Source organism: Curtobacterium sp. MCLR17_055 (genome assembly GCF_003234305.1).
GTDB lineage: Bacteria > Actinomycetota > Actinomycetes > Actinomycetales > Microbacteriaceae > Curtobacterium > Curtobacterium flaccumfaciens.
The window spans coordinates 245,146-271,345 of record NZ_QKSX01000001.1; the positions used below are offsets into that span (position 1 = coordinate 245,146).

General features: G+C 70.1%; 26 protein-coding genes. 17 read left to right on the top strand and 9 right to left on the bottom strand.

Annotated elements, in window-relative coordinates:
* Positions 1-67: 67 nt before the first annotated feature.
* A complete protein-coding gene (locus tag DEJ09_RS01085) occupies positions 68-1,801 on the bottom strand; it encodes a glycerol-3-phosphate dehydrogenase/oxidase (RefSeq protein ID WP_111087371.1) in 1,734 nt (577 codons plus the stop codon).
* A gap of 192 nt (positions 1,802-1,993) precedes the next feature.
* On the opposite strand from DEJ09_RS01085, the gene DEJ09_RS01090 reads away from it, so the two are divergent.
* The 3 genes from DEJ09_RS01090 to ald all read left to right on the top strand — a co-directional run bounded on the left by DEJ09_RS01090 (position 1,994) and on the right by ald (position 5,206).
* On the top strand, positions 1,994-2,956 hold the full coding sequence (locus DEJ09_RS01090; protein ID WP_027466231.1) for a sugar-binding transcriptional regulator: 963 nt from the start codon (positions 1,994-1,996) through the stop codon (positions 2,954-2,956).
* Between the two features lie 48 nt (positions 2,957-3,004).
* Entirely contained in the window at positions 3,005-3,964 is a 960-nt protein-coding gene (locus DEJ09_RS01095; protein WP_111087372.1) for an AraC family transcriptional regulator, read from the top strand.
* A gap of 141 nt (positions 3,965-4,105) precedes the next feature.
* Positions 4,106-5,206 (top strand): alanine dehydrogenase, encoded by a 1,101-nt coding sequence (ald, locus tag DEJ09_RS01100; RefSeq protein ID WP_111087373.1) that lies wholly within the window; start codon positions 4,106-4,108, stop codon positions 5,204-5,206.
* A gap of 166 nt (positions 5,207-5,372) precedes the next feature.
* Here ald and DEJ09_RS01105 read toward each other — a convergent pair whose 3' ends face one another.
* Complete coding sequence (locus DEJ09_RS01105) at positions 5,373-6,182, bottom strand: tryptophan-rich sensory protein (protein ID WP_111047241.1); 810 nt, start codon at positions 6,180-6,182, stop codon at positions 5,373-5,375.
* 153 nt (positions 6,183-6,335) lie between these two features.
* Here DEJ09_RS01105 and DEJ09_RS01110 point away from each other — a divergent pair, with 153 nt between their 5' ends.
* The 7 genes from DEJ09_RS01110 (at position 6,336) to DEJ09_RS01140 (ending at position 13,626) form a co-directional block, all read left to right on the top strand.
* On the top strand, positions 6,336-7,319 hold the full coding sequence (locus tag DEJ09_RS01110; protein ID WP_111029980.1) for a magnesium and cobalt transport protein CorA: 984 nt from the start codon (positions 6,336-6,338) through the stop codon (positions 7,317-7,319).
* A 125-nt stretch (positions 7,320-7,444) separates the two neighbouring features.
* Positions 7,445-9,556 carry an alpha-galactosidase gene (locus DEJ09_RS01115; protein ID WP_111087374.1) on the top strand — a complete coding sequence of 704 codons (2,112 nt, stop codon included), beginning with the start codon at positions 7,445-7,447 and terminating at the stop codon, positions 9,554-9,556.
* 100 nt (positions 9,557-9,656) lie between these two features.
* Positions 9,657-10,940 carry a chloride channel protein gene (locus DEJ09_RS01120; protein ID WP_071405054.1) on the top strand — a complete coding sequence of 428 codons (1,284 nt, stop codon included), beginning with the start codon at positions 9,657-9,659 and terminating at the stop codon, positions 10,938-10,940.
* A 95-nt stretch (positions 10,941-11,035) separates the two neighbouring features.
* Entirely contained in the window at positions 11,036-11,248 is a 213-nt protein-coding gene (locus tag DEJ09_RS01125; protein ID WP_071247674.1) for an Rv0909 family putative TA system antitoxin, read from the top strand.
* Between the two features lie 135 nt (positions 11,249-11,383).
* The gene (locus DEJ09_RS01130) at positions 11,384-12,676 is read left to right on the top strand and encodes an aminotransferase class V-fold PLP-dependent enzyme (RefSeq protein WP_111029982.1); all 1,293 of its coding nucleotides are present in this window, start codon (positions 11,384-11,386) and stop codon (positions 12,674-12,676) included.
* A complete protein-coding gene (sufU, locus tag DEJ09_RS01135) occupies positions 12,673-13,122 on the top strand; it encodes a Fe-S cluster assembly sulfur transfer protein SufU (RefSeq protein WP_071405057.1) in 450 nt (149 codons plus the stop codon). Before DEJ09_RS01130 ends, sufU begins: the two co-directional genes overlap by 4 nt.
* A 27-nt stretch (positions 13,123-13,149) precedes the next feature.
* Positions 13,150-13,626: a GNAT family N-acetyltransferase gene (locus DEJ09_RS01140; RefSeq protein ID WP_111087375.1), complete on the top strand. Its 477-nt coding sequence runs from the start codon at positions 13,150-13,152 to the stop codon at positions 13,624-13,626.
* Between the two features lie 3 nt (positions 13,627-13,629).
* Here DEJ09_RS01140 and DEJ09_RS01145 read toward each other — a convergent pair whose 3' ends face one another.
* Together DEJ09_RS01145 and DEJ09_RS01150 are read right to left on the bottom strand one after the other, a co-directional pair.
* The gene (locus DEJ09_RS01145; RefSeq protein WP_111087376.1) at positions 13,630-14,439 is read right to left on the bottom strand and encodes a hypothetical protein; all 810 of its coding nucleotides are present in this window, start codon (positions 14,437-14,439) and stop codon (positions 13,630-13,632) included.
* 18 nt (positions 14,440-14,457) lie between these two features.
* Positions 14,458-15,510 carry a zinc-binding alcohol dehydrogenase family protein gene (locus DEJ09_RS01150; RefSeq protein WP_111087377.1) on the bottom strand — a complete coding sequence of 351 codons (1,053 nt, stop codon included), beginning with the start codon at positions 15,508-15,510 and terminating at the stop codon, positions 14,458-14,460.
* Positions 15,511-15,605: 95 nt separating this feature from the next.
* Here DEJ09_RS01150 and DEJ09_RS01155 point away from each other — a divergent pair, with 95 nt between their 5' ends.
* Entirely contained in the window at positions 15,606-16,181 is a 576-nt protein-coding gene (locus DEJ09_RS01155; protein ID WP_111032081.1) for a TetR family transcriptional regulator, read from the top strand.
* Here DEJ09_RS01155 and DEJ09_RS01160 read toward each other — a convergent pair.
* Entirely contained in the window at positions 16,135-16,590 is a 456-nt protein-coding gene (locus DEJ09_RS01160) for a GNAT family N-acetyltransferase (RefSeq protein WP_111087378.1), read from the bottom strand. The genes DEJ09_RS01155 and DEJ09_RS01160 overlap by 47 nt on opposite strands.
* A gap of 53 nt (positions 16,591-16,643) precedes the next feature.
* Here DEJ09_RS01160 and DEJ09_RS01165 point away from each other — a divergent pair, with 53 nt between their 5' ends.
* The 3 genes from DEJ09_RS01165 to DEJ09_RS01175 all read left to right on the top strand — a co-directional run bounded on the left by DEJ09_RS01165 (position 16,644) and on the right by DEJ09_RS01175 (position 19,759).
* A complete protein-coding gene (locus DEJ09_RS01165; protein ID WP_111087379.1) occupies positions 16,644-17,213 on the top strand; it encodes a uridine kinase in 570 nt (189 codons plus the stop codon).
* A 318-nt stretch (positions 17,214-17,531) separates the two neighbouring features.
* The gene (locus DEJ09_RS01170; protein WP_146245648.1) at positions 17,532-18,389 is read left to right on the top strand and encodes a hypothetical protein; all 858 of its coding nucleotides are present in this window, start codon (positions 17,532-17,534) and stop codon (positions 18,387-18,389) included.
* A gap of 500 nt (positions 18,390-18,889) precedes the next feature.
* Entirely contained in the window at positions 18,890-19,759 is an 870-nt protein-coding gene (locus tag DEJ09_RS01175; RefSeq protein ID WP_146245649.1) for a hypothetical protein, read from the top strand.
* Positions 19,760-19,983: 224 nt separating this feature from the next.
* On the opposite strand, the gene DEJ09_RS01180 is transcribed toward DEJ09_RS01175, so the two are convergent.
* Positions 19,984-20,427, bottom strand: coding sequence for a MarR family winged helix-turn-helix transcriptional regulator (locus DEJ09_RS01180; protein WP_111087382.1), 444 nt, complete (start codon positions 20,425-20,427; stop codon positions 19,984-19,986).
* A 62-nt stretch (positions 20,428-20,489) separates the two neighbouring features.
* Here DEJ09_RS01180 and DEJ09_RS01185 point away from each other — a divergent pair, with 62 nt between their 5' ends.
* From DEJ09_RS01185 to DEJ09_RS01195, 3 genes are all read left to right on the top strand, one after another.
* Positions 20,490-20,858: a VOC family protein gene (locus DEJ09_RS01185; protein ID WP_111087383.1), complete on the top strand. Its 369-nt coding sequence runs from the start codon at positions 20,490-20,492 to the stop codon at positions 20,856-20,858.
* Positions 20,859-20,995: 137 nt separating this feature from the next.
* On the top strand, positions 20,996-22,399 hold the full coding sequence (locus DEJ09_RS01190) for an LLM class flavin-dependent oxidoreductase (RefSeq protein WP_220034903.1): 1,404 nt from the start codon (positions 20,996-20,998) through the stop codon (positions 22,397-22,399).
* Between the two features lie 4 nt (positions 22,400-22,403).
* Entirely contained in the window at positions 22,404-22,895 is a 492-nt protein-coding gene (locus tag DEJ09_RS01195; protein WP_111087384.1) for an N-acetyltransferase, read from the top strand.
* 65 nt (positions 22,896-22,960) lie between these two features.
* Here DEJ09_RS01195 and DEJ09_RS01200 read toward each other — a convergent pair whose 3' ends face one another.
* The 3 genes from DEJ09_RS01200 to DEJ09_RS01210 form a co-directional block, all read right to left on the bottom strand.
* On the bottom strand, positions 22,961-23,728 hold the full coding sequence (locus DEJ09_RS01200; protein WP_258373749.1) for an SGNH/GDSL hydrolase family protein: 768 nt from the start codon (positions 23,726-23,728) through the stop codon (positions 22,961-22,963).
* 76 nt (positions 23,729-23,804) lie between these two features.
* Complete coding sequence (locus tag DEJ09_RS01205) at positions 23,805-24,734, bottom strand: acetamidase/formamidase family protein (protein ID WP_111029990.1); 930 nt, start codon at positions 24,732-24,734, stop codon at positions 23,805-23,807.
* The gene (locus DEJ09_RS01210; protein ID WP_071405068.1) at positions 24,731-26,137 is read right to left on the bottom strand and encodes an APC family permease; all 1,407 of its coding nucleotides are present in this window, start codon (positions 26,135-26,137) and stop codon (positions 24,731-24,733) included. Before DEJ09_RS01210 ends, DEJ09_RS01205 begins: the two co-directional genes overlap by 4 nt.
* Positions 26,138-26,200 lie beyond the last annotated feature (63 nt).

Consider the following 26,200-nt stretch of genomic DNA (forward strand, 5'->3'; position numbering starts at 1 on the left):
CAGCAGACAGACGGGAGGCGCGGTGCCAGCTGGCACCGCGCCTCCTGTCTGTGGTCGGTCGCGTCGACTACGCGAGCTGCGACGCCGATGCGGACGTCAGCGGCACGATCACGCCGTGCGACTCACGCAGCACGTCGAGCGTGCGCTGGACCTCGTCCGCGCGCTCCTCGGTCGTCCAGCCGAGCGCACCGGCGAGCACGTCGGCCAGCTCGTCGAGCAGGTCGATCGTGACCCCGCCGACGAACGCCAGGTTCGTGCGGCGCAGGACGACGTCCACCAGGTGGACGGCCTGCTCGTGGCGGGCGAAGTACGCGACCTCGGCGCGGGTGAGCGACGGGTCGGACTCGAGCGGCTCGACCGGGCCGTCGGTCAGGACGTCCACGACCTCGGCGGCACGGGTGCCGTAGCGCTCGAGCAGCCCCTCGACCAGGGATTCGTCCAGGCCGTCGCGGTGCGACTTGATCCACAGGGCGCGCTGGGCGTCCGTGGTCGGGAACTCCTTGCCACCGCCGATCGGCATGCCCGTGGTGTCGACCTTGCGGCCCATGCCGAGCTTGGTCGTCGCCTCGGTGGACAGGTGTGCAGCGAGGGCACGGAAGGTCGTCCACTTGCCACCGACGAGCGACAGCACGGTGGACTTCGGCAGGCCGGCGATCTGCGTGTCCACGATCCGGTAGTCACGGGACACGAAGCCGGGGGCGGTGTCCTCGTGGCGGGGGAGCGGACGGATGCCGGAGTAGCTGTAGACGATGTGGTCGCGGGTGACGTCGATCTGCGGGAACACGTGCTTGACGAGCCCGAAGAAGTAGTCGATCTCCTCGTCGGTCGTCGTGACCGGCTTCGCGGGGTCGGCGTCGATGTCGGTCGTGCCGATGAGGACCCGGCCCTTGAGCGGGTAGATGAGGACGATGCGGCCGTCGTCGTTCTCGAAGAACAGCTCGCGGCCCTTGGTGGCCTCGAGCAGCTCGTCGTTGTGGACGACGATGTGCGAGCCCTTCGTGCCGCCCATGAACTTCGTCTCGCCGCCGAACGCCTCGTTCGTCAGGTCGGTCCAGGGGCCGGAGGCGTTGATCACGACGTCGGCCGTGAAGACGAACTCGTCGCCGGTCTCGCGGTCACGCAGCAGGACGCCGCCGTCGCGGGTGCCGGCTGCCTCGACGTAGTTGACGGCGCGTGCCTTGTCGGCTCCCGCGGCCAGGCCGTCCTTCAGGACGTCGAGGGCCAGGCGCTCGGGCTCGTGCACGCTCGCGTCGTAGTAGGTGCCCGTGTACTTCAGGTCCTTGTTGAGGGCGGGCATGTCCTCGAGCGCGGCCTTCTTGGTGCGGAAGACGTGCTTCGGGACGGAGCCGCCGTCACGCGAGAAGGAGTCGTAGATCGTCATGCCGATCTTGATGAGCATCGCGCCGCGCTCCTTGGTGGAGCGCTGCTTGTGCGTCAGCATGCGCAGCGGGGCGTTCATGATGCCGGAGAACGTCGAGAAGATCGGCATGGTCGTCTGCAGCGGCTTGACGTAGTGCGGGGCGATGCGGATCAGGCCGTTGCGCTCCTGCACGCTCTCGCGCACCAGGCGGAACTCGCCGTTCTCCAGGTAGCGGATGCCGCCGTGGATCATGTGGCTCGAGGCCGCGGAGGCGCCGGAGGCGTAGTCGCCACGCTCGACCAGGGCGACGTCGACGCCCTGGAGCGCCAGGTCGCGGAACGTCGCGATGCCGTTGATGCCGCCGCCGACGACGAGGACCTGCGCGTTCGGGCGCTCGGTGAGGGCGGTCACCGTGTTCCGGGGCTGTGTCTTCTTCGACATGGTTCGTCGCTTCCTTCGTCTGTTCGTGGGGTCAGGATCGATCGTGCGCTCGTTCGGCAGGGCGGGCAACTTGCGTGCACGAACGTGCAGCACACGTGTCGTCCAGGCCCGACACGGCGGTCAGGAGGCGCGGCAGGGGTTGCAGAGGCCCTGCACGTCCGTGCATGGTTGCGTTCGACAGATCGGAGCACCATGAGCGATGCGGCTCAGCCCATGCGCACGCAGCAGGCGCTGCGCGCCGCCCACCTGTACTACCTGCAGGACCTGACGATGGACGCGATCGCCGACGAACTCGGCACCTCGCGCTCGTCGGTGTCGCGGCTGCTGAAGTACGCCAGGGACACCGGGCTCGTCGACATCCAGATCCGTTCGCCCCTGGACCAGGCCGCTGCGCTGAGCCGGAGCATCCGCTCCCGCTTCGGGGTGCACGCGCACGTCGTCCCGGTGCCGGACCACACGAGCGACGTCGACCGGCTCGAGCGGGTGGCCCTGTCCGCCGCCCGGATCCTGACGCAGTACGTCGAGTCGAACATGGTCATCGGGATCTCGTGGGGCTCGACCGTGAGTGCGGTCAGCCGCTACCTGGTGCCGAAGACCACCCACGGCTCGACGATCGTGCAGATCAACGGCGCCGCGAACACCCGCACCACCGGCATCGTCTACGCGTCCGAGATCCTGCGCCGGTTCGGCGAGGCCTACGGCGCGTTCGTCCAGCAGTTCCCGGTGCCGGCGTTCTTCGACGACCCCGCGACGAAGGAGGCCCTGTTCCGCGAGCGCTCGATCCGCCGTGTGCTCGACCTGCACGAGCGGATGGACCTCGTCGTGTTCGGTGTCGGTGCCCCGCAGGCCCCGGTGCCCTCGCACGTGTACTCCGGCGGGTACCTCGACCCCGAGGACCGCGACGAGCTCACGCAGGCGGGGGTCGTCGGTGACGTCTCGACGGTGTTCTACCGGGCCGACGGCTCGTGGAAGGACATCGGGGTGAACGCCCGCGCCGGCGCTCCGGACCTCGACACGATCAAGCGCGCGCCGCGGCGGGTCTGCGTCGTCGCCGGGCGGTCGAAGGCGGCGTCGCTGCGGGGCGCGCTGGCCGCCGGGCTCATCACGGACCTGATCCTGGACGAGAGCGTGGGGCAGGCGATTCTGCAGCCCTGAGTCAGGACCTGACGCAGTTTGTCGGTGGTCCGTCGTAGGTTCTCGACCATGGTGCTTTCTCTCGAACAGCCCGGTCAGCGGTACTTCCGGCGGATGGTCGGCAGCGACGTCGACCAGGCGCTCGCGTTCTTCACGGGCGACTACGACTTCCGTGCACCACTGGTCCGTCGCACCCACGAGAACGCCCACTGGGACTTCGCGGGCGTCGGTGACGAGCGGATGTCCCTGCGCTCGTCACGGTTCATGGTCGACCTGCGGAGCGAGAGCCAGGTCGACGACGAGTTCCTGGTCGCCTGGATGCGCAGCGGTTCGAGCCGGATCACCTCGGGCGGCGAGACGTACGAGCTCGAGGCTGGGGTGCCCGTCGTGCTGCCCTTCGCCGAGCCGTACGCGCTGCACCACCGCGACATCGCCCTGAACCTGGTGCACCTGGACCGCGACTTCGTCCGAGCCGTGGCCGGCGACGACGACTTCGCCTTCGAGCCGATGCGCCGTCCGACGGCCGACGGCATCGCGCTGTGGCGGTCGGTGGTGCGGAAGTACTCGGCAGTCTGGCTCGACGTCGAACAGGCCATGAGCCCGATGGTGCAGCACGACATCGCCGAGGCCTTCGCGACCGCGGCGATCCGGGCGTTCCCGCAGCGCAACAAGTGGCGTGCGACGGTGTCCGGCAGCGGTCCGGAGCACGACCGCCTGCGCCGGGCGCTCGAGTTCGTGCACGAGCACGCGCGCGAAGCGATCGGTACCCCGGACATCGCCGCGGCGGCGGGGCTCAGCCCGCGCGGGCTGCAGCAGTCCCTCCGTCGGCACCTCGACCAGACTCCGGGGGAACTCCTGCGCGGCGTGCGACTCGACGGTGCCCGGACCGACCTGGTCGGCAGTGGCCTGGACGAGACGACGGTGGCCGAGATCGCGCGGACGTGGGGCTTCGGGCACCTCGGGCGCTTCTCGGCGACCTACCGCAGCCGTTTCGGGGAGCTGCCGAGCGAGTCGCTGCGCGGGCACTGACCGACTGCTGCTGCGGACCGCTCCGCCGAATCTGATGACACGGATCGCGCTGCCGCTGTCCGGATGTTCGGCTCAGCGCTGCTGTGGGCGAATCCGGTGCTCAATGGACGGGACGAACGCACCGCCCACGAAGGAGTCAGCATGCGCATCGGCGTCCCCACCGAGATCAAGAACAACGAGTACCGCGTCGCGGCCACGCCCGCCGGTGTCGCCGAGCTCGGTTCGCACGGCCACCAGGTGTTGGTGCAGGCCGGGGCCGGGTCCGGTTCGGCCTTCTCCGACGACGAGTACCGCACCGCCGGCGCCACGATCGTCGACACCGCGGCCGAGGTGTGGGAGCGCGCCGAGCTGATCCTCAAGGTGAAGGAACCGGTCGCGTCGGAGTACCCGATGATCCGGCCGGGCCAGGTGCTCTTCACCTACCTGCACCTCGCCGCCGACCGACCGCTGACCGATGCGCTCATCGATTCGGGCGCGACGGCGATCGCCTACGAGACCGTGCAGCTGCCGGACCGCTCGCTGCCCCTGCTGTCGCCGATGTCCGAGGTCGCCGGGCGACTGTCCGCCCAGGTCGGCGCGTTCCACCTGATGCGCACGAACGGTGGGCGCGGGCTGCTGCTCGGCGGGGTACCCGGCACGCCGAAGGGCCGCGTGGTCGTCATCGGCGGCGGCGTCGCGGGGGAGCACGCCGCGACGATGGCGCTCGGCATGGGCGCCGACGTCACGGTGTTCGACATCAGCCTGCCGCGGCTCCGGGCCCTGGACGCCCGGTTCGACGGCCGCGTCACGACCCTGCGCTCGTCGGCGCACGCCATCGCCGAGGCCCTGCGCGACGCCGACCTGGTGATCGGCTCCGTGCTCATCCCCGGGGCGTCCGCGCCGAAGCTCGTCACCGACGCGATGGTCGCCGACATGCGGCCGGGCTCGGTGCTGGTCGACATCGCGATCGACCAGGGCGGCTGCTTCGAGGGCTCCCACCCGACCACCCACGACGACCCCACGTTCGCCGTGCACGACACCGTGTACTACTGCGTGGCGAACATGCCCGGCGCCGTTCCGCGCACGAGCACGATCTCGCTGACGAACGCCACGCTGCCGTACGCCGTCGCGATCGCCGACCGTGGCTGGGAGGCCGCGCTCGAGGCCGACCCCGCACTCGCCGCCGGCCTGAACGTGCACGACGGCCGGGTCACGAACGCCGCGGTCGCCGCCGCCCACGGCCTGGTCGCGTCCACGCGCTGATTCCTCGCGCTGAGGCCGGGGGCGTCGGGCTGTCCGGCCGCCCACTTCGCGAAAGCGACAGTTCCCCGCCGGACATCGGCGGGGAACTGTCGCTTTCGCGGCCCGGACGGGTGCGAGGCCGCGGGAGCTGTCGCTTTCGCGGGCCTGACGCGCAGGTAGCCGCGCGTCAGGCCGCCACCGGGGCCGCCGCCCGACCGGCACGGCGTCCGACCCAGCCGGCGCGGGCACGCACCACCACGGTCACGACGACCACGGCCGCCGCAGCCACCACGGCCGCGACCGCCGTCGGCACCGAGACGAGCGGCCCCTCGAACCGGGCCACGGCGACCCACGCCAGACCCCACGCGACCGAGGCCATCGGCGCCAGGCGTCCCCGGCCCCACAGCGCGATGAGGACCCCGACGAGCCCGGCCACCGCGGCGACGACCACGCCCCACGGGTCCTGCCCGAGTCCGAAGCCCCGGAAGCCCGCCGCTGTCAGCACCGCAGCGGTGTTCGCGGCCGTCGCGACGCAGACCCACCCGAGGTACAGCCCGAACGTGCCGTCGGTCAGGATCGCCTCGACGACGCCGCGGGACGGGGTGCGGCGCAGGATCGTGAACGTCCAGATCAGCACGACGAGCAGGGCGACGATGATCGGCTCGCTCGCCCACAGGAACCCGAACTGCACCGACAGGATCCACGCGGCGTTGAGCAGCAGGGAGAGCACCGCCGGCACCACCAGCCGCTCGTGCCGCTCGTCGTTCGCGGTGCGGAAGAGCTGCAGGACCGCGTAGCCGATGAGCCCGGCGTAGACGACACTCCAGATCGAGAAGGCCGGGCCGTCCGGTGCGATCGCGGTGGAGGACGCCGACAGGGCGCCACCGGCGGCGTCCTGGATGGGTGTCCCACCGGCAGCGCCCGACCCCACGTACGCGCCGATGACGGCGACGACCGCGCTCACGGCCACCGCGATGCGCTTCCAGATCCTCTTCATGACAGTCCCTTTCGTCAGCATGCTGATGACCTGCACCGTAGGCGGCCGGTGGCGGCGGCCGTGCAGCGCACGTTCAGGCAGGACGCGGGGCGTGTGGCGGGGCCGCCACGGGCCTCCAGGCCGGAGACCGGCCACCCTGCGTACGGTGGGCGCGTGAGCGTCGAACTGAACACCGTCTACATCGACCGGATCGCACCGATCGCGAGTCCGTCCCTCGACGACACCTTCCGGATGCTCGACGAGCAGGGTGCCAGCGCGTGCATCGTCCTGCACCAGCCCGACGCCGAGGAACTCGGCGACGTCGCGGTCGCCCTCGGTCTGCACGAACTCGCCGTCGAGGACTCCGCCGAGGGGCACCAGCGACCGAAGCTCGAGCGCTACGGCTCGACGCTGTTCGTGGTGCTCAAGCCCGCGCTGTACAACGACCAGCAGGAAGAGGTGGCGTTCGGCGAGGTGCACGCCTTCGTCGGTGAGACCTTCTTCCTCGCCGTCGTGAAGGCCGACCCCCGCGGCAAGCAGACCGTTCCCAAGGCGCTGCAGCGGTTGAGCGGCAAGCCGGGGCTGGTGACCGTCGGCCCGCAGGCGCAGCTCTGGGCGCTGATGGACTCCATCGTCGACGGCTACGTCCCGGTGATCGACGGACTCGAAGAGGACATCAACCAGATCGAGGACCAGCTGTTCTCGGGCGAGGCCGGGGTGTCCCGGCGCGTGTACGAGCTGTTCGGCGAGGTCGTCGACTTCCAGCGAGCGGCGCGTCCCCTGGTCTACATGATCGAGAACCTGCACCGCGGCGCCGAGAAGTACCACCTGCCGATCGAGATGCAGCGGCGGTTCCGCGACGTCCTCGACCACGCGATCCGGGTGGTGGAACGCCTCGACACGTTCCGGCAGCTGCTGCAGAACGCCCTGACCGTCGACTCGACCCTGGCGGCGCAGAAGCAGAACGACGACACGAAGAAGATCTCCGGCTGGGCGGCGATCCTGTTCGCGCCGACGCTCATCGCCGCGATCTACGGGATGAACTTCACGCACATGCCCGAGCTCGGTTGGACGTGGGGGTACCCGCTGTCGATCGTCGCGATGGTCCTGTTCGCCGCGATCCTGTACGTGGTGTTCAAGGTCAAGCGCTGGTTCTGAGCCGCAACCGGAGCGGCGCCGGAGCCTGGGCTGAGCCGCAACCGGAGCCGCGCCGCAGCAGGATTTGCAGCGGACGGCCCCGGACCGGAAAGCTCTGACGTGCAACGACGCCGACTGGAGCCCGCATGCCGCACGAACTCGTCCACCTGACCGCCGGTGGCGTCTCGCTCGTCCTGGACTGCCGCGACGACGCGCTCCCTGCCGTCGTGCACTGGGGAGCGGCACTCGGACCGCTCGACACCGACGCACTGACGGCCCTCGCCGACGCCGACGTCACCCCGGTGTCCCCGAACGAGATGGACGACCCGGTCCGCCTGTCGGTGCTGCCCGAGCCACACCGGGGCTGGAGCGGGCGTCCGGGGCTCGCCGGGCACCGTGACGGCGCCGACTGGTCGCCGGCGTTCACCGTGACGTCGCTCGCGGTCACCGACTCCGCGGTCACCGCCGACGCCGAGGACACCACCGCCGGGCTCACCGTCCGGGTCACCATCGAGATGCTCGGCTCCGGGCTGGTGCGGGCCCGCGCGAGCGTGACGAACACCGCCGACGGCGTCTACACCGTCGACGACCTGACGCTCGCGATGCCGATCCCGTCGGGGGCCCGCGAGATCCTGGACTTCGCGGGCCGCTGGGGCAAGGAGCGGACCCCGCAGCGCCGCGAACTCGTCGTGGGGACCCACCAGCGCGAGGGACGGAAGGGCCGTACCGGCACCGATGCCGCGACCGTGCTGACGGTGGGGGAGCCGGGCTTCGGCTTCGCCCACGGTCAGGTCTGGGGCGTCCACACCGCCTGGAGCGGCAACCACCGGCACCACGCCGAACGGCTCGCCACCGGCCGCCAGGTCATCGGCGGCGGCGAACTCCTGCTGCCCGGCGAGGTCCGGCTCGACACCGGTGCCACGTACGAGGGGCCGTGGGTGTACTTCGCCCACGGGGACGGCCTCGACGACCAGGCCCGACGGTTCCACCGCTGGCTCCGCAGCCGCCCGCAGCACCCGACGACGCCCCGCCCGATGACGATCAACGTGTGGGAGGCCGTGTACTTCGACCACGACCTGGCCCGCCTCGTCGACCTCGCCGAGCGTGCTGCGGCCCTCGGCGTCGAACGCTACGTGCTCGACGACGGCTGGTTCCGTGGCCGCCGCGACGACCACGCCGGCCTCGGTGACTGGTACGTCGACGAGGACGTCTGGCCGGACGGTCTCGGACCGCTGGTCGACCGCGTCCGTGCGCTCGGCATGGAGTTCGGCCTGTGGTTCGAACCCGAGATGGCGAACGAGGACAGCGACCTGGCGCGTGCCCACCCGGAGTGGATCCTGCAGGCCGACGGTCGGCTGCCCGCGCGTTCCCGCGACCAGCAGGTGCTGAACCTGGCGATCCCCGAGGCCTTCGACCACGTGCTCGAACGGATGACGGCGATCATCGGCGAGTACGCGGTCGACGCCGTGAAGTGGGACCACAACCGCGACCTCGTCGAGGCGGGGTTCCCGGGCGGCGGCGCAGCGGTCCACGAGCAGACCCTCGCCGCGTACCGGTTGATGGCGACGCTCGGCGAGCGCTTCCCGTCGCTGGAGATCGAGTCGTGCTCGTCGGGTGGCGGTCGGGTCGACCTCGGCGTCATCGAGCACACCGCGCGAGTGTGGGTGTCCGACGACATCGACCCGCTCGAGCGCCAGCAGATGCACCGGTGGACGCAGCAGCTCCTGCCGCCGGAGCTGCTCGGCTCCCACATCGCGAGCGGCCGGAACCACACGACCGGTCGCGTCCACGACCTCGCCTTCCGTGCCGGCACGGCGCTGGTCGGGCACCTCGGCATCGAGTGGGACCTGGCCGGCGCGACCGCCGACGAGTCCGCCGCATTGACCGAGTGGATCGCGCTCTACCGCGAGCTCCGCCCGCTCCTGCACGGCGGCGACCTGGTGCGCTCGGACGAGGTCGACGACGCACGGCTCGTGTACGGCACGGTCGCGCCGGACCGGCAGCAGGCCGTCTTCTTCCTCGCCAGCATCGGCCGCTCCGAGGTCTCCGGCACCGGCCGGGTCACCTTCCGCGACCTCGACCCCGACACGGCGTACCGCGTCGACCCGGTGGTCATCGGCGACGGCCACGACCTGGTGCGACCGGACTGGTGGTCCGGCCCGCGGGTGTTCAGCGGCCGGGTGCTCGGCACCGTCGGCCTGCAGCCACCGCTCATGCCGGCCGACTGCGTGGTGCCGTTCCGGGTGACGGCCGTCTGACGGCGGGTGGTCGGGGCTCCCGGCCTGGAGGCCCGTCCCGCGTCCGGCGGGCCCGTCGCGGTCCGTCATCGGGTGCGTCCAGCCCGTTAGGCTTCCGGTCATGCCGCACTCCGGACACGCGACCCCGGTCTGGGCCCTCAAGCTCGCCGTCGTCACCGCCCTGGTGGGCGTCTCCGGCGGCATCGCCGGCATCGCGGTCTGGCTCGCGCTCCAGCTCATCCAGTTCGTCGCCTTCGGGTACGGGTTCGGCGGGCACCTCGAGGCCGCCGACGCGTCGTCGGGTCTGAACCGGTTCCTCGCGCTCACGGCGGCCGGGGTCCTGACCGGGTTCGCCTGGTGGGCGCTCCGTCGGTGGGGGCGCTCGATCGTCTCCGTCACCGCGGCCGTCGACGGCAAGCGGATGCCGGCCCTGGCGACGCTCGCGAACGCCGGCATCCAGATCCTGGCCGTGGGGCTCGGCGCGTCCATCGGCAAAGAGGTGGCGCCGCGCGAGGTCGGGGCCTGGCTCGCCCAGCTCGTCACCCGTCGTGCGGGGCTGACCGCACGCGAGACGAAGATCCTCGTCGCATGCGGTGCTGCGGCCGGCCTCGCCGCCGTGTACGACGTACCCCTCGGTGGTGCGCTGTTCGCGGTCGAGGTCCTGCTCGGGGAGATCAGCTTCGCGACCGCCCTGCCCGCCTTCGCCACGAGTGCGGTCGCCGCCATCACCGCCCGGCTCGTGATCCCGGACGAGGTGCTGTACCACGTGCCCGCGATGCACCTGTCGCCGTCGCTGCTCGTCTGGGCGATCGTCGTCGGGCCCGTGCTGGGGCTCGCCGGGGTCGGGTTCGTCAAGCTGACCAACCGGCTGCAGGGCATCGCGCCGAAGGGCTGGCACCTGCTCGTCGTGCTGCCGGTGGTCTTCGCGATGGTGGGGCTCATCGCGATCCCGTTCCCGGAGATCCTCGGCAACGGTCGGGCGCTCGGCCTCGTCGCGATGAACACCACGCTCGACGACGCCTCGTTCGCCGGCCTCTCGCCGATCGTCCTGCTGCTGTTGCTCGGTGTCCTGCGGACCGTGACCACCTCGGCGACCATCGGAGCGGGTGCGGTCGGTGGCACGCTGACCCCCTCGATCGCGATCGGTTCCGCGATCGGCGGTGGCCTGGGCGGTGCGTGGCTGCTGTTGTGGCCGGCCGACGGTCCGAGCCTGGCGGCCTTCGCCTTCGTCGGTGCAGCGGCCTTCCTCGCCACCACCATGCGGGCGCCGTTCACCGCCCTCGTGCTCGTCGTCGAGTTCACCCAGCAGGGCACCGACATCCTCGTGCCCTCGTTGCTCGCGGTGTCCGGCGCGGTCGCCGTCGGGTACGTGCTCGCGCGCCGTCGCAGCGCCCAGATGGTGTGAAGACCCCGAGCGTTCCGGTACGGACGACTACCCGGCGGCCTACTGTCGGCGCCAGGACGGAGCGACGGGCTCCGCACCGAGACGAGGAGCAACCGATGGCGGGGTTCGACGACATCACGAAGAAGGCCCAGGAGTTCCTGAAGGACGGCAAGGTCCAGGACGCCCTGCAGAGCGAGAAGGCCGAGGGCGTCAGCGACAAGGTGCTCGGCGGGGTTGCCGACGCGGTCAAGAAGGCCACGGGCGGCAAGTACGACGACAAGATCGACGGTGCCCGCGACGCAGCGGACAAGAAGATCGGCAACGAGTAGCGAACGACGTGCGACGGCCCAGGACCCGGCGTGGTCCTGGGCCGTCGCCGTGCCGACTGGACGTGGTCGGGAACAACGGACACCATGGACGGGTTGCTCCGGACAGCAGCACCAGGAGGACGAGACGTGACAGTCGTGGCGCCGAACCAGCCGCTCACCGAGACCGAGGTCGAGGCGATCAAGCGGGACTTCCCGATCCTCGCGCAGGACGTGAACGGGCAGCCGTTGGCGTACCTGGACTCCGGGGCGACGGCTGAACGCCCGCGCCAGGTCCTCGACGCCGAGCGCCGGTTCCTCGAACACGACAACGCCGCCGTCCACCGCGGCGCGCACACGCTCGCGGCGCTCAGCACCGACGCCTACGAGGACGCCCGTGCCACCGTCGCCGGCTTCATCGGCGCCGCTGCCCCGACCGAGGTCGTGTGGACCGCGAACGCCACCGACGCCCTCAACCTCGTCGCCTACGGCATGGCCAACGCCAGCCGTGGCCGCGGCGGTGCCGACGCGGAGCGCTTCCGCCTGGGCACCGGTGACGAGATCCTCGTCACCGAGGCCGAACACCACGCCAACCTCGTCCCGTGGCAGGAGCTCGCCGCACTGACCGGAGCGACCCTCCGATGGATCCCGGTCGCCGACGACGGCACCTGGACCGCCGACGACGCCGCGGCGCTGATCACCGACCGCACGAAGGTCGTCGCGTTCTCGCACGTCTCGAACGTCACCGGGATGATCGCCCCCGTCGAGCAGGTCGTCGGCCTCGCCCACGCCCGCGGCGCGCTCGTGGTGCTCGACGCCTGCCAGTCCGCACCGCACCGTCCCCTCGACGTGCAGCAGCTCGGGGTCGACTTCGCCGCGTTCTCCGGGCACAAGATGCTCGGCCCGAACGGCATCGGCGTGCTCTGGGGCCGTGCCGAGCTGCTCGACGCCCTGCCGCCGTTCCGCACCGGTGGCTCGATGATCACCACCGTGACGATGGAGGGCTCCGAGTTCATGCCGGCGCCCGAGCGGTTCGAGGCCGGCACGCAGCCCGTGTCCCAGGCGGTCGCCCTCGCCGAGGCCGTCCGCTACCTGCAGGGCATCGGCATGGAACGCGTCCGCGCCCACGAGGAGCACCTGGCTCGCCGGATGCTCGACGGTCTCGCCGCCGTGCCCGGCATCCGCCTGGTCGGTCCGCCCGCCGGCGTCCCGCGCTCCGGCCTGGTGTCCTTCGACGTCGACGGCGTGCACGCCCACGACGTCTCGCAGTACCTCGACGCGCAGGGCATCGCCGTGCGCTCCGGCCACCACTGCGCCCAGCCGCTGCACCGCCGCCTCGGTCTGGTCGCCACCAGCCGCGCGAGCACCTACGTCTACACGACCGAGCACGACGTCGACCGGTTCCTCGCAGCCGTCGCCGAGATCCGCGACTACTTCGGAGCGACCGCGTGAACGCCCTCGACAGCCTGTACCAGCAGGTCATCCTCGACCACGCGAAGGCGCGTCACGGCGACGGTGCGATGCCCGACGCGGATGCCTCGCACTTCGAGCGGAACCCCACGTGCGGCGACGAGATCACGGTCAGCCTGCGGCTCGAACCCGGCACCGACCGCATCGCCGGGCTCGCCTGGCAGGGCGACGGCTGCTCGATCTCGATGGCCTCGGCATCGGTCCTCACCGACATGGCCGTCGGCCGCACGGTGCCCGAATTCCTCGCACTGACCGAGGAGTTCCGCACCATGATGCGCTCGCGCGGTGTCGGCGAGCCCGACGAGGACGTCCTCGAGGACCTCGTCGCCTTCCACGGCGTCTCGAAGTTCGTCATGCGCGTGAAGTGCGGCATGCTCGCCTGGGTCGCGGCGGAAGCCGCCGCGCGCGAGGCGACCGCGTCCCGCTGAGCCGGCTGCGGCCGTGCAAGGGGCGCGATGATCATCGAGACGGAGCGACCCGGCGCAGGCCGGGCCGACGCGATCGTGCGGGCCTACCTGACGGAAGTCGCGTCGCGGTGGTACGGGCGGGCGGCGACGCCGGCCGAGGTCGACCGGGCGCTCGACGAGGAGCCGTACGACGACCTGCAGGGGGACTCCGGGGTGTTCGTCGTCGCGAGTGACGGGGAAGCCGCTGTCGCCTGCGCCGGCGTGCGCTTCGTGGGTGCCGTCGGCGAGCTGACGAAGGTGTTCACGCTGCCGGAGCACCGCGGCCGAGGCGTCGGTTCGGCGCTCCTGCGCCACGTCGAGGACGTCTGCCGGGGACGCGGGATCACGTCCCTGCGGCTGGACACCCGCGCTGAGCTCGCCGAGGCCTGTGCGCTCTACGAGCGGCTCGGCTTCGTCCGGGTGGCGCCGTTCAACGACGATCCGTACTCGGACCGCTGGTACGCGAAGTCGCTCACTGCGGGGTAACGATCAGGCGATGGCGCCGATCTCGCGGAGTGCGTCGCCGACGGTGATGCGCTCGCCGCGTTCCTGCGCCCGTGCCCAGCGGGACTTCGCGAGCGCGACGGCGTCGTCGTCGAGACCGAGGAGCTCGTAGAGGCCGTCCAGCTCTCGGGGAACGAGGTCGGCGAGCGGCACGGGGAACTTCCGTTCGGGGCTCGCGTAGCTCTGCTGGGCGAGCTGTTCGAGCATCTCCGGGTCGGTCTCTCGCTGTTCCATGAGCAGGACGACGGCTCGTGACCTCGTCATCATGAGGAAGGCGGACCGCACGTTCTCGTCCGGATCGGTCGCCAGGGTGATCTCGACGGCGAGGGGGAGGTCCTCTTCGCAGGCGAGCTCCCAGCGCTGCGAGGTGTCCCCGTGGATCGCCGTGAGCATGTCCGGGTGGACGCCGAGGCCGCGCTCGCCGCGTTCCGGTCGCAGCGAGGTCGGGCGGGGGGCGTCCCCGACGCGGGCGGTGGGGAAGCCGACGCCCGTGTACACGGTGTGGGCGATCGGCAGGAACTGGAGCGCCTGGTGCAGTGCGGTCGCGGCGTCCTGCACCGCCGGAGCGGTCACGTCACCGTCGGCGGCCGCTATGGCGGTGGCGTAGTCGGAGAGTGCGGTGTGCTGCTGCTCGATGGCCCGGGCGAACATCTCCTTGCCCCTGGCGGTGTCGCCGAGGAGCCGCGGGTCCAGGTGCAGCGTGACGGCGCTCGGGTCCTGCAGGTGTCCCCGTGGCGTGCCACCGCCCGACATCGTGATCTCGAACGTCTCGTCTTGCTCGTGGGCATCGGTCACGTCGCTGACGCTACCTGCTCAGGGGAGCATGACGACGAGCTTCCGGGCGGAGACACCGGCGCGGAGCTCGGCGAGGGCGTCCGGGATCGCGGCGAGTCCCGATCCGACGACGGACGCGGTCGGGGTGGCACGGTACCGCCCGGTGCGGAGCGCCTCGGGCAGGAAATCGCGGTAGATCGCGGGGCCGACCTCGGACTCCGTCGGGCGGCCGCCCCAGATCGCGGTGACGTGGACCCCGCGTCGGCGCTCGAGCCGCGCGCGGATCGTCGTCACCGGTGTCGGGTACGCCGACGCGAGTCGACCGGAGCCGGTGGCTGCCCGGACGATCGGGAGCGTGCGGGTCAGCGAGCCCTGACCGAAGGCGAGGGTGCCGGCGAGCTCCCGGTCGGCGAGTGCCTCGAGGATGCGGCGTGCGGCACCGTCGTCGCGGTAGTCGAACACGGCCTCGGCCCCGAGGTCCTGCACGAACCCGTGGTTCTTCGGCGATGCGGTGCCGATCACGGCGTAGCCGGCGGCCCGGGCGAGCTGGACGGCGTTGGCGCCGACGCTCGTGGACGCACCCCACACCAGGACGACCCCGTCGCGATCGACCGCATCGGGCGTCGGGAGCGACAGCGCGAGCTGATCCGGCTCGAAGAGACCGGCCGCGGCGGTCGAGACGGCGAGCGGCAGGACCGCTGCCTGCTCGGCGGGCAGGGCATCCGGAACCGGGGTCGTCACACGGTCGAGCAGCAGGACCAGGTGCTGGAAGGCGCCTTCGGCAGCACTGTTCCGGTGCTGTTCCTGCCCCGCGGCGTGCCCGACGACCCGGTCGCCCACGCGGAAGCGCTCGACGTCCGGGCCGATCGCGACGACCGTGCCGGCGACGTCCGACCCGAGGACCGCGGGGAACCGCAGCTTCGGGAACACCAGGTGCCGGAAGAGCCCGCCGACGGCGTCGACCGGGTTGACGGCGACCGCCTCGGCGCGGACGACGAGTTCGCCGGGGCCGGGCTGGGGGACCGGTGCGGGCCCGACGGCGAACCGCCCGGTCGACGTGGTCCAGAGTGCTGCGTTGCCCGATGGCGACATGGTGTCCCGATCTCTTGCTCGAAGTGAGTCATGACACGACGTGTCATCGCCCAGTCAACCATGACACGACGTGTCATCACCACTACTGTGGACACATGCGTTGGTCTCCGGATGCCCGAGGGCGACTCGAGCGTGCGGCGTTCGAGCTCTTCGCCGAGCAGGGCTACCAGGCGACGACCGTGCCGCAGATCACCGCACGGGCCGGCCTGACGACCCGCACCTTCTTCCGGTACTTCGCCGACAAGCGCGAGGTGATCTTCGCCGGTGACGAGATCCCCGACCTCGCCCGGGCTGCCATCGAGGGCGCGCCGGCCGGGATCGACCCGCTCGACATCGTCGTGCACGGCCTCCGCACCGTCGCCGACGAGCGGTTCGAGGGGCGGCACGGCGAGGTCGGCTCGGTGCGGCGGCTGGTGCTGTCCGAGTCCTCGCTCCGGGAGCGCGACGCCCGGAAGCGTGCCGACCTGACGGACGCGGTGCGCGAGGCCTTCGTCCACCGCGGGCTCGATCCGTCCGAGGCAGCGGTCATCGCCGAGACGACCGTGATGCTGTTCCACCTGGCCCTCGAGGCCTGGCTCACCGGACCGGCCGAGCGCCGGATGGCCGACGTGGTCGACGAGCAGCTCAGTGCACTCCGTGGGGTGCTCGATCGGCGGCCCGCAGCGTCATGAACACGTCGACGCCGTCGTCGGTGTCGAGCACGAAGCCGTGTCGTTCGTAGAGTCGGCGAGCCGGGCTGCCCACCAGCACGTTGAGCCGCGTCGGACCGTCGTGGGGCTCGTCGAGGACGGCGCGCAGCACGGTCGAACCGACTCCACGCCCCTGGACGTCGGGCGCGAGGTAGAAGTGCTCGACCCAGCGGACGTCGTCCTCGACCCGCACGGTGATCGACCCGACGTCGCGGTCGTCGACCACGACGATGCGGGTCAGCTCCGGCTGGAACGCGTCGCGGAGGCGCTGTCGGACGCGCGTCTCGTCGAACACCCCGAGGCGCATCAGGTCGTCGCGCAGCACCACGGCCCGGAGCTCGACGAGCCACTCGAGGTCCTCGGTGGTGCTGTCCCGCAGTGCGACGTCCATCCGCTCAGCCTACGAACCCCGGTGCACCGTCAGCGACCTCGTACGCTTGACCGATGGACCGCGACGGCGTCATCGACCTTGTCGCGTCCCGCCGCGCCTCGGCCCGCGCACCGATCGTCGTCGGTGTCTCCGGCTACTGCGGATCCGGCAAGTCGACGCTGACGCGCACCCTCGCCGAGGGGCTCCCCGGCGCGGTCCGCATCCGCGGCGACGACTTCCTCGACCCCGTTCGGTCCCACCAGCGGTCCTCCGACTGGGACGGCGTCGATCGTCCCCGCCTGGTGTCGTCGGTGCTCGAACCGCACCGAGCCGGTCGTGCGAGCACGTTCCAGCGGTTCGACTGGTCGGTGCGAGCCCTCGGCCCGGCCGAGCCGCTGCCGCGGACGGACGTCCTGATCGTCGACCTGATCGGACTCTTCCACCCCGCGGCGCTCCCGCACCTCGACGTCAGCATCTGGTGTGACGTCGACCTCGACACGGCGGTGCGTCGGGGCACGGCTCGTGATCGCGCGCTCGGGCGCAGGCACGATGCGCTCTGGCGGGACGTGTGGATCCCCAACGAGCGTGACTTCGAGGAACGGTACGCGCCGAAGGATGCCGCGTCGGTGCGCTACGTGGCCTGACTGGGATCGGTCTACGCCTGCGACTGTGCACTGATCGATTGGGCGGGCCGCGCCGGTTGAGTGAGCAGGAGCGGCACAGCGAGTGCGCTGAGGAGCAGCACCGCCCCGCGTAGGAACCCGCCCGCGTCCCGGCTAGGCCTACCCGAGGGCCAGCCCCGCGGGCCACATCACCCGGTGGTCGGGCGTAGCAGCACCGCGAATAGGCGCGGGCAATGCCGGAGTGAGTGTCAGATACGGCTCTCGAAGGCGTTCCCGAGGTGAACCACCGAGACCTTGCACAATGGGAGAAAGCAATTGAGCAGGGCTGAGGGGGAACTCGTGCACGAAGCACGTAACGGGATCAGTAACCACACGATAACTGCCGAGGAGTTCGAGAAAGCTCCCGAGCGCCAGACCATCGCGCTCGCGCTTACGTGCCTTGGGTGCGGGGCTGATGCGATGTTCCGGCGCCAGTCGATCGACGGTCGGAAGGCGACGTTCTGGGCCCGGCACGCTCGGATCGATTGCCGCTACGCATCGGGTGGTGCTGGCGACACCGAGTACCGGGCGCTCCAGGAGACCGAACCGAGAACTCCAGCCGAGAACGTGGTCAAGATCCGCCCGGCCCAGCACGGAGGCGCTGCGGCGATGGGCCCTCGTATCGAGCACGATCCCGACGCGCACCCAGCGGAGCCGGGGAGGCGCGGCCGCCACACCGTGCCTGGTGAAGCGACAACCGAGTCCATCCCGACACAAGGGCTCCGTACGATCCTGCGTTCGCTGATCCGCGATCCGAAGTACCGCATCAGCTCGAAGCAACTCATGCTTCCAGGGCGCGAGAAGGACTATGCCCACCTGGTTCGACGAATCTGCGTCCGCACGCTCGACGTCACCACCGAGCACGTGGACCCGCCTCGGCGCCGGGTGTACTGGGGTGAGATCCGATGGGTTGCCTCTGCTGGCGGCTCCTACTGGCTCAACACCGAACGCTGGGACACCCTCACCGTGCGGGTGCCAGCGGAGGCGATGGCGGACCTACTCACGGCCTATCAACTCGGCGACGCCGAAGAACTCATCGGCGCCCGCTTCATCGTCTACGGCTGGCTGAATGCCAAGGATGATCGTAAATTCGTGCATGTCAGGGAGCCGGAGTGGTTCGACCTTCGACTCCCTGCCGAAGATCCCGCAATCGGTTAGTGAATCACGACGACCCAATCATCCAGGTTGTCGTCGATATTGATTAGGGCACCTGATTTACCCGCAACGGTAGCTGGGTGCCCTTTCGTATGCCTTCCTGATGATTCGGTGGGTCGCCATATTTACGCCCCCGAATTGGGGTAAAAGAATGTCTTGAATAAGACTCCGACTTCCACATTCTAGCGCATTTCTGTGGTAAGGTAGATACATGATGATGAATGCGTCATACTTAACTACGAAGCGAAAGTTAGCAATAAAATGGAAGAAGTATTACTGGCAGTTGTTATGATTCTTATTGAATCTGGTTTCTTTGATTACATCGGATTTTGGAGCCGTTCGACTTGGGCTCAAATTTACACGACGATTCGGAGAATCGGTAAATGTTTCCGCAAAGTAGCTCGATGGGTCTACGACAGATGGAAAATCTGAAAATTTGGTTGGGGTTCATTGGTCGTCCAGATCAGTGAGCCCCTTCTCTCTTTGTCCGCTACGCTCGTCGCGTGGATGAGGAAGCGGTCGACGACAAATTGGTGGAACTCGGTCGACGCTGGCGTGTCGCTGTAGACGCGTACCTGCCTACAACGGCGGTGTTCCCAGCTGCCGGCACTGCGTATGGGCACGACATGGCTCGGATCGGTCCGGTTGACAGCGATCTTGTTCCCGGCGTCGTCGCCTCCGCCAAGCTCATGGCCGCGTACGACTCTGCACGGGCTCTGAGTATTCTCTGGACTGCTCGCCACGTTCACCTGCATGCCGACTACGCGCTGCTTCGGAGTGTCCTCGAGAACGCCGGCGTCGCCTGGTGGCTCTTGCAAAGTGACGCCAGTCAGGACGAGCGATTGAGGAGGGCATACCGCGTCGTCGGCGACGACCTACGCAGTGCACTCGGCAGAGAGAACTTGGCCGAGAGGCTGGCGATTACTCTTCCGATCCGAGTTCGGCACCACCGGGAGGCGAACGCCGTCAAACGAAGAATTTCCGAGATAGAACGAGCGATGCGCATGCTGGGGCGCGGAGGTCTACCTGAGGTCAAAAAGTGGAAGCGGTTTGAGATGCTGACCGAGGTGTTGCTACCGGCGCAAATTCACCATCGGAAGCTGGTACCAGACCTGGCTTTCACCTGGCCCTGGGGGATGCTGAGTTCACTTGCTCACGGTTCAATGACGAGCATGATGGGCGTATCGAACGTCGTCGAGGTAGACGGACAACATGTTGTGCACCTCAACGTCGACAACCTTTTCATGTTCGCCCGTTTGACATCTCGCCTGCTGCTATCGGCGGCACAAGGTTGGTATCGGTACACGGGTAGCTCGCCCCTGCCGGGGCCGGGGCTTACCGTGGGTGACGACGTGCTATTTGACCAGGCTTGATTCCCGGGACGTCATTTACCGCGCGAGCCTCGACCGCATTGCCGAACACTACACGAGCGTCGAAGCGTCCGATTCGGTTGATCGAGGCTTTCTTGCCCTTCGCAGGTCGCTGGCAAATGAGTTGGCGGCGTTGCGGGCGGGGCCCGCGTAAACCTTCGCCCACTCGCCGCCGTCGTTCTTGGCGAGGATGTCGATTCGGGCAATGGGGCCCGGCGTGATCAGCCCTAACTGCGGAGAGCAGTGACCATGCTCCGCAGGATCTGACGGGCCTCGGTCTGCTGGTCCGCGGTCAGATCGGCGAGCATCCGCTGCTCGACCCCGCGGATCGCCGCACTCGCCTGCGCCAGGCTCCGTCGCCCGCTGTCGGTCAGCTGCGTGGGGAGTGCCTTGCCGACCGACGGTTCGGTGGCACGAGTGACGAAGCCGTCGCGCTCCAGGGTCTGCAGCAGCACGTTCATCGACTGCCGGGTCACGAACGTGCCGCGCGCGAGCTCGGAGTTCGACAGGCCGGGGCGCTGTGCGAGCAGTTCGAGGCAGGAGTAGTGCGTCACCGTCATGCCGAGCGGGCGCAGCACGGCCTCCATCGACGCGCGGAGGGCACTCGCGGTCTCCTTGAGCAGGTAGCCGATCGACGTCTCGAGGTGGATACCGGTGTCGTCTTGACGCATGTCAGTAGTCTGACATAGCTTGTCCTGTGTCAGAAGACTGACACGAATCCGAGGAGCACCACATGCCCGTCACCGGCCCCGACTTCATCTCCCTGCAGACCCGCGACCTCGATGCCTCGCAGGCGTTCTACGAGCGGTACCTCGGCCTCGTCCGCTCGCAGGCCGGCCCGCCGCACGCCGTCGTGTTCGAGACCACGCCGATCGCCTTCGCCCTGCGCGACCTGGTACCCGGCACGGACCTCGACGCGGTGGCGCAGCCCGGCATCGGCGCCGCGATCTGGCTGCACGCGACGGACGTGCAGGCGATCCACGACGCGCTGGTCGCCGACGGACACCGCATCGTCTCGGCGCCGATCGACGGACCCTTCGGTCGGACGTTCACGTTCGCCGACCCCGACGGCTACCACGTCACGCTCCACGACCGCGCCTGAGCCCTGGAACCGGCCACGCGCCCGGCGCGGGCGACGCGGCGGACGCGGGGCGGGCCTCCAGGCCGGTGCCGGAGCCGACCGTCACGCTTCGTCACGATCCGTGACGGTCGCAGGTGTCCGACGTAGCGTCTCGACCCGTGACCACCAGCAGCGAGCACCGGCAGATCCGCTTCAACGCGTTCGACATGAACTGCGTCGCGCACCAGTCCTCCGGACTGTGGCGGCACCCCCGCGACCGGTCGCGGGACTACCGCGACCTGACCTACTGGACGGACCTGGCGAAGACGCTCGAGCGCGGCGCGTTCGACGGCATCTTCATCGCCGACGTCCTGGGCACCTACGACGTGTACGGCGGCTCGAACGAGGCCGCGCTCCGCACCGGGTCGCAGGTGCCGGTGAACGACCCGATCCTGCTCGTGTCGGCGATGGCATCGGTGACCGAGCACCTGGGCTTCGGCATCACGGCCGGCACCGCGTACGAACACCCGTACCCGTTCGCCCGACGCATGTCGACGCTCGACCACCTGACCAAGGGGCGGGTCGGCTGGAACGTCGTCACCGGGTACCTGCCGAGCGCCGCCCGGAACATGGGCCAGACCGACCAGCTGTCGCACGACGACCGGTACGACGTGGCGGACGAGTACCTCGAGGTCCTCTACAAGCTCTGGGAGGGCTCGTGGGAGGACGACGCCGTCATCGCCGACCGCGAAGCCGGGGTCTTCACGGACCCGGCGAAGGTGCACCCGATCGAGCACCACGGCACGCACTTCGACGTCCCCGGCATCCACCTGTCCGAACCGTCCGTGCAGCGCACGCCCGTCATCTACCAGGCGGGCGCGTCACCGCGCGGCATCCGCTTCGCCGCGGAGAACGCGGAAGCGGTCTTCGTGGGCGCACCGACCGTCGAGCAGCTCGCGTCGACCGTCGCGAAGGTCCGGGACGCCCTGGAGGCAGCTGGTCGCGACCGGTACGCCGCCCGCGTCTACACGTTGCTCACCGTGATCACGGACGCCACCGACGAACTGGCCCAGGCGAAGTACGAGGACTACCTGTCGTACGCGTCGGAGCTCGGCGCGCTGGTGCTCAACTCCGGCTGGATGGGCGTCGACCTGTCGCAGTGGGACCCGGACCAGCCCCTCGGTGACGTCGAGTCGAACGCGATCCAGTCGGCGGCGGCGAACATCGCGGCAGCGACGGGGGAGGACGGGTCGAAGTGGACGATCCGTGACCTGGCGCGACAGACGGCGATCGGTGGACTCGGCCCGGTGGCGGTCGGCGGGGGAGCGACGATCGCCGACCGGCTGCAGGAGATCCAGGAGCTGACCGACGTCGACGGCTTCAACCTGGCCTACGCGGTGACCCCGGGCACGTGGGAGGACGTCATCGAGTTCGTGATCCCGGAGCTCCGTGCCCGTGGGGCCTACCCGGAGGAGTACGAGCCGGGGTCGCTCCGCCAGAAGCTGCACGGCCGCGGGGACCGGCTGCCCGACGAGCACCGTGGGGCGTCGTTCAGGATCGGGAGCCGGGCGGTCGTAGGCTGATCGGGTGATCGAGTCGTCCGTGGTCGTGCGTCCTGAGACCGCGGACGAGACCGACACCTGCATCGACCTGTGGGCCGCTGCCGTGGCTGCCCGTGACGGTGCCGCCGAGGACCCGGCGGTGCGAGAGCGCGCGCGGCAGAAGTTCGCGGCGGAGCACGTCGCCTGGCTGGTGGCCCCCGGCCCGGACGGTGCGCTCGACGGCTTCGTGCTCGTGACGGCACCGGGCACCGGGCGGTCGACGGACCCGGCGGACGCCGCCTACCTGTCGTTGCTCGCGGTGCGCCCCGGGGTGCAGGCCCGCGGGGTCGGACGGTCGCTGCTGTCCGAGGCGGTGCACGACGCCCGGGCCGCCGGACACCCCCGCGTCGTGCTGCACGTGCTCGGCGACAACGACCGGGCGGTGCGGCTGTACGAGGCGGGCGGCTTCGTGGCGACGGGCGACGAGTTCGCGCACGCGCTGAGCGGGGTCACCACCCGCGTGTACGTCGCGGGCTGAGCGGGCCGACGCTTGCGGAGGCGGGCCGAGGCGGGCAGACGCGGGCTGCGGCTGGCTGACGCTGGTTACGCGTCCTGACCGCGCACCGGCGTCCACGTCGGGTAGGTCGCCGAGCGCCCGTCGCCCGACGACGTGCGGGTGATCCGGCGCTGGACCCACGGCAGGACGTACTCGCGGTAGTAGCGGAGTTCCTCGCCCAGACGGGTCCGGGCGGCACCGGGGTCCGCGGGCTCGACCGGCGCGGGGCCGTCCAGGACCGCGTGCAGCGCCAGGTCCGCGACGCGCTGGTGCCCGGTGGCGTTCATGTGCAGCCGGTCGTCCGACCAGAACTGCGCACGGCGCAGGTGCGGGTCGCGGGAGACGTCGACGAACGGCAGACCGCGGCGTCGGGCGAGGGTGCCGAGCGCCTCGGCCCAGGCGTCACCGCGGCGGTTGATCAGGGATCCGAGGGGCAGGCGGGCGCTCGGGTCGGCCGGGCTCAGGAGCGCCAGGCGCGCGCCGGTGGCCTCGACCCGGTCGGCGGCGGCCTCGACCTGCCCGATCAGCGCATCCACCTCGAAGCGCGGGCGCAGCAGGTCGTTGCCGCCGGCGCAGAAGGTGATCAGGGTCGGCGCCGGGTCGAGCGCGAGGGCGGCCTCGAGCTGGCCGTCGAGGACGCCGGCGAGCAGTCGGCCGCGCACCGCGAGGTTCGCGTACGAGACGTGGGCGTCCGAGGCTCCCGCCATCGCGCTCGCGAGTCGTCCGGTCCAGCCGGGGAACGGAGCGGGTCCGGCGTCGCCGATTCCCTCCGAGAAGCTGTCGCCGATCGCGACGTAGCGGATGGTGTCGTGCATGCGCCCCATCATCGTGCACATGCCTGTGCAGGTTCCCGGCGCGACAGTCGTACCGGGAACCCGCATCAGCGAACCCTCACAGCACCGCCTTCGGCACCCGGTGCAGGGTGACCGCACCGACGGCGGCGAAGGGGTGCAACGGGTCCGGGGCGGTGGAGCCGGTCGGCCCGCCGAGCTTCGAGTCACCGACCGCGCTCAGCACCGCGTAGGCGTCCTCGGGGGTCCAGCCGTGCTCGTCGACGAGGAACGCGAAGGCGTCCTCGTACCCGCGCCGGACGCTCTCCTGCACGGGGTCGCCGAGGCCGACGAACAGCCAGTCGTCGGCGGTCTCGATGCGGGGTGCGCGGAGCACCGGGCCGCCCTTGACCAGGTCGACGGAGACGATCGCGGTGCCCTGGGCCTCGATGGCGACGAACGACGACTCGCCCTCGGCCATGAGCGCGTGGATGTCGCCGATCGACAGCAGCGCACCGGGGACCCGGACGGGCAGTGAGACGGTCGAGCCGGGGCGGGCCTCGGTGACGTCCATGTTGCCGCCCTCCGGGTAGGCCGGCATGATCGTCGAGTTCTCGCCCTCGGCCGGGGCCGTCCCGATGCACCCGATCATCGGCCGGACGGGGAACCGGTGCCGGTCGGACACCTGCACCATGTCGTCCGAGATCGGGCAGCGGCGGGCGAAGACCCGGTCGCCCATCACGTGCTGCAGGGCCCCGGAGCCGGGCAGGGACACCGACCAGCCGTGCGTGGTCAGCTCGATGGCGTGGATCGTCACCACGAGGGTGTCGCCGGGTTCCGCCCCCTCGACGAACACCGGGCCGGTCACCGGGTTGATCGGTGCCTGCAGCTGCGCCATGTCGTGGTGCTGGTCGAGTTCGGCGTAGACGGCGTCGGTGGTCTCGAAGCCGATGGTCTCGCCGGTGCCGGGGCGGACCCGCAGCACGGGCTCCCGGTCGGCCGAGAACCCGGGGCGGCCGAGGGTGTTCGGCAGGAAGTGGTCCGGGGTCATCGTGCGTCCTCCGTCGTCGGTTCTGCTTCGGAGCCCACCTCGGTGGAACGGCCGGTGCGTCGGTAGTACAGGAACACGGCCGCGCCGACGATCAGCCAGATGATCCCGCCGACCTTCGCCTCGACCGCGGCGTTGAGCAGGACGTACCCGATGATCAGGAACCCGACCAGCGGCACGACCAGGTGCAGCAGCCAGTTGCGCGACTTCCCCTTGACGACGTGGTGCACGAAGACGGACACGTGCAGCAGCATGAAGCCGAACAGCGCGCCGAAGTTCACGAGCGACGAGATCGTGTCGATCTGCCCGACGAAGAACAGCACCAGGATCGCGGAGAGCACCGAGACGACGATGATCGCGTTCTGCGGCACCTGGCGCCCGTTGAGCTTGTGCAGGAACGCGGGCAGCTGACGGTCGCGGCTCATCGAGAAGAGCAGGCGGCTCGTCGCGGCCTGTGCGGCCATGGCGTTCGCGATGCCGACGGCGAGCACGTTGACGGCGAAGAACGCGGTCGCCCACCCGCTCGACGAAGCCTGCTCGACGATGGTGAAGAAGGCGTTGCCGGCCTCGCTGTCCGAGAACGAGTCCCGCCCCGCGGCCAGAGCGGATGCGAGCCAGGTCTGCAGGATGAACAGGAACGCCACGATGACGAGCGCCAGGATCATCGCCGTGCCGGCTCCGCCACGACGGCCGGTGGACTCCTCGGACAGCGTCGAGATGCCGTCGAAGCCCAGGAAGCTCAGCACCGCGATCGACAGGGCCGAGGCGATGAGCGGCGCCGACACCTTGGCAGGGTCCCAGATCTGCTCGGTGCCGAAGGACGCGTCGGGGATCGTGCCACCGGTCAGCGCGACGATGGCGATGACGACGAAGATCGCGACGAAGACGAGCTCGATGAGCAGGAAGATGCGGTTCGCGAGCTTGAGCGAGGACACCCCGGCCAGGTTGATGACGGTGTTGATCGCGACGAACACGAGTGCCCACAGCCAGCGGGGCGTGCCCGGGAAGATGCCGACCATGCTCTCCGCGGCGAACACGTAGAGCAGCGTCGGGACGAGCAGGTAGTCGAGGAGGATCGCCCAGCCGGCGAAGAACCCGGCGGTGGGGTGGATGCCGCGGCCGACGTACGAGAACACGCTGCCGGCGAGGGGGATCGACTTCGCCATCTGCGCGTAGGCCAGGGCGGTGAAGATCATCGCGACGAGGCCGACGAGGTACACCAGCGGCACCATGCCGCTGGAGGCGTTGTAGACGGTCCCGAAGATCGCCCATGGGGCGATCGGGACCATGAAGACCAGGCCGTAGATGAGGAGGTCGGTGGTGGAGACGGAGCGCTTGAGCTCCTGCTTGTAGCCGTAGGCCTCGAGCTGCTGCTGTGCGGAGAGCTCGCTGTGCTGCTGCGACATGTCGGGTTCCGTTTCGGGTGGAGGGACGGGTGCGGCGGTGGGGGTGGGGACTGCTTGCCTGGA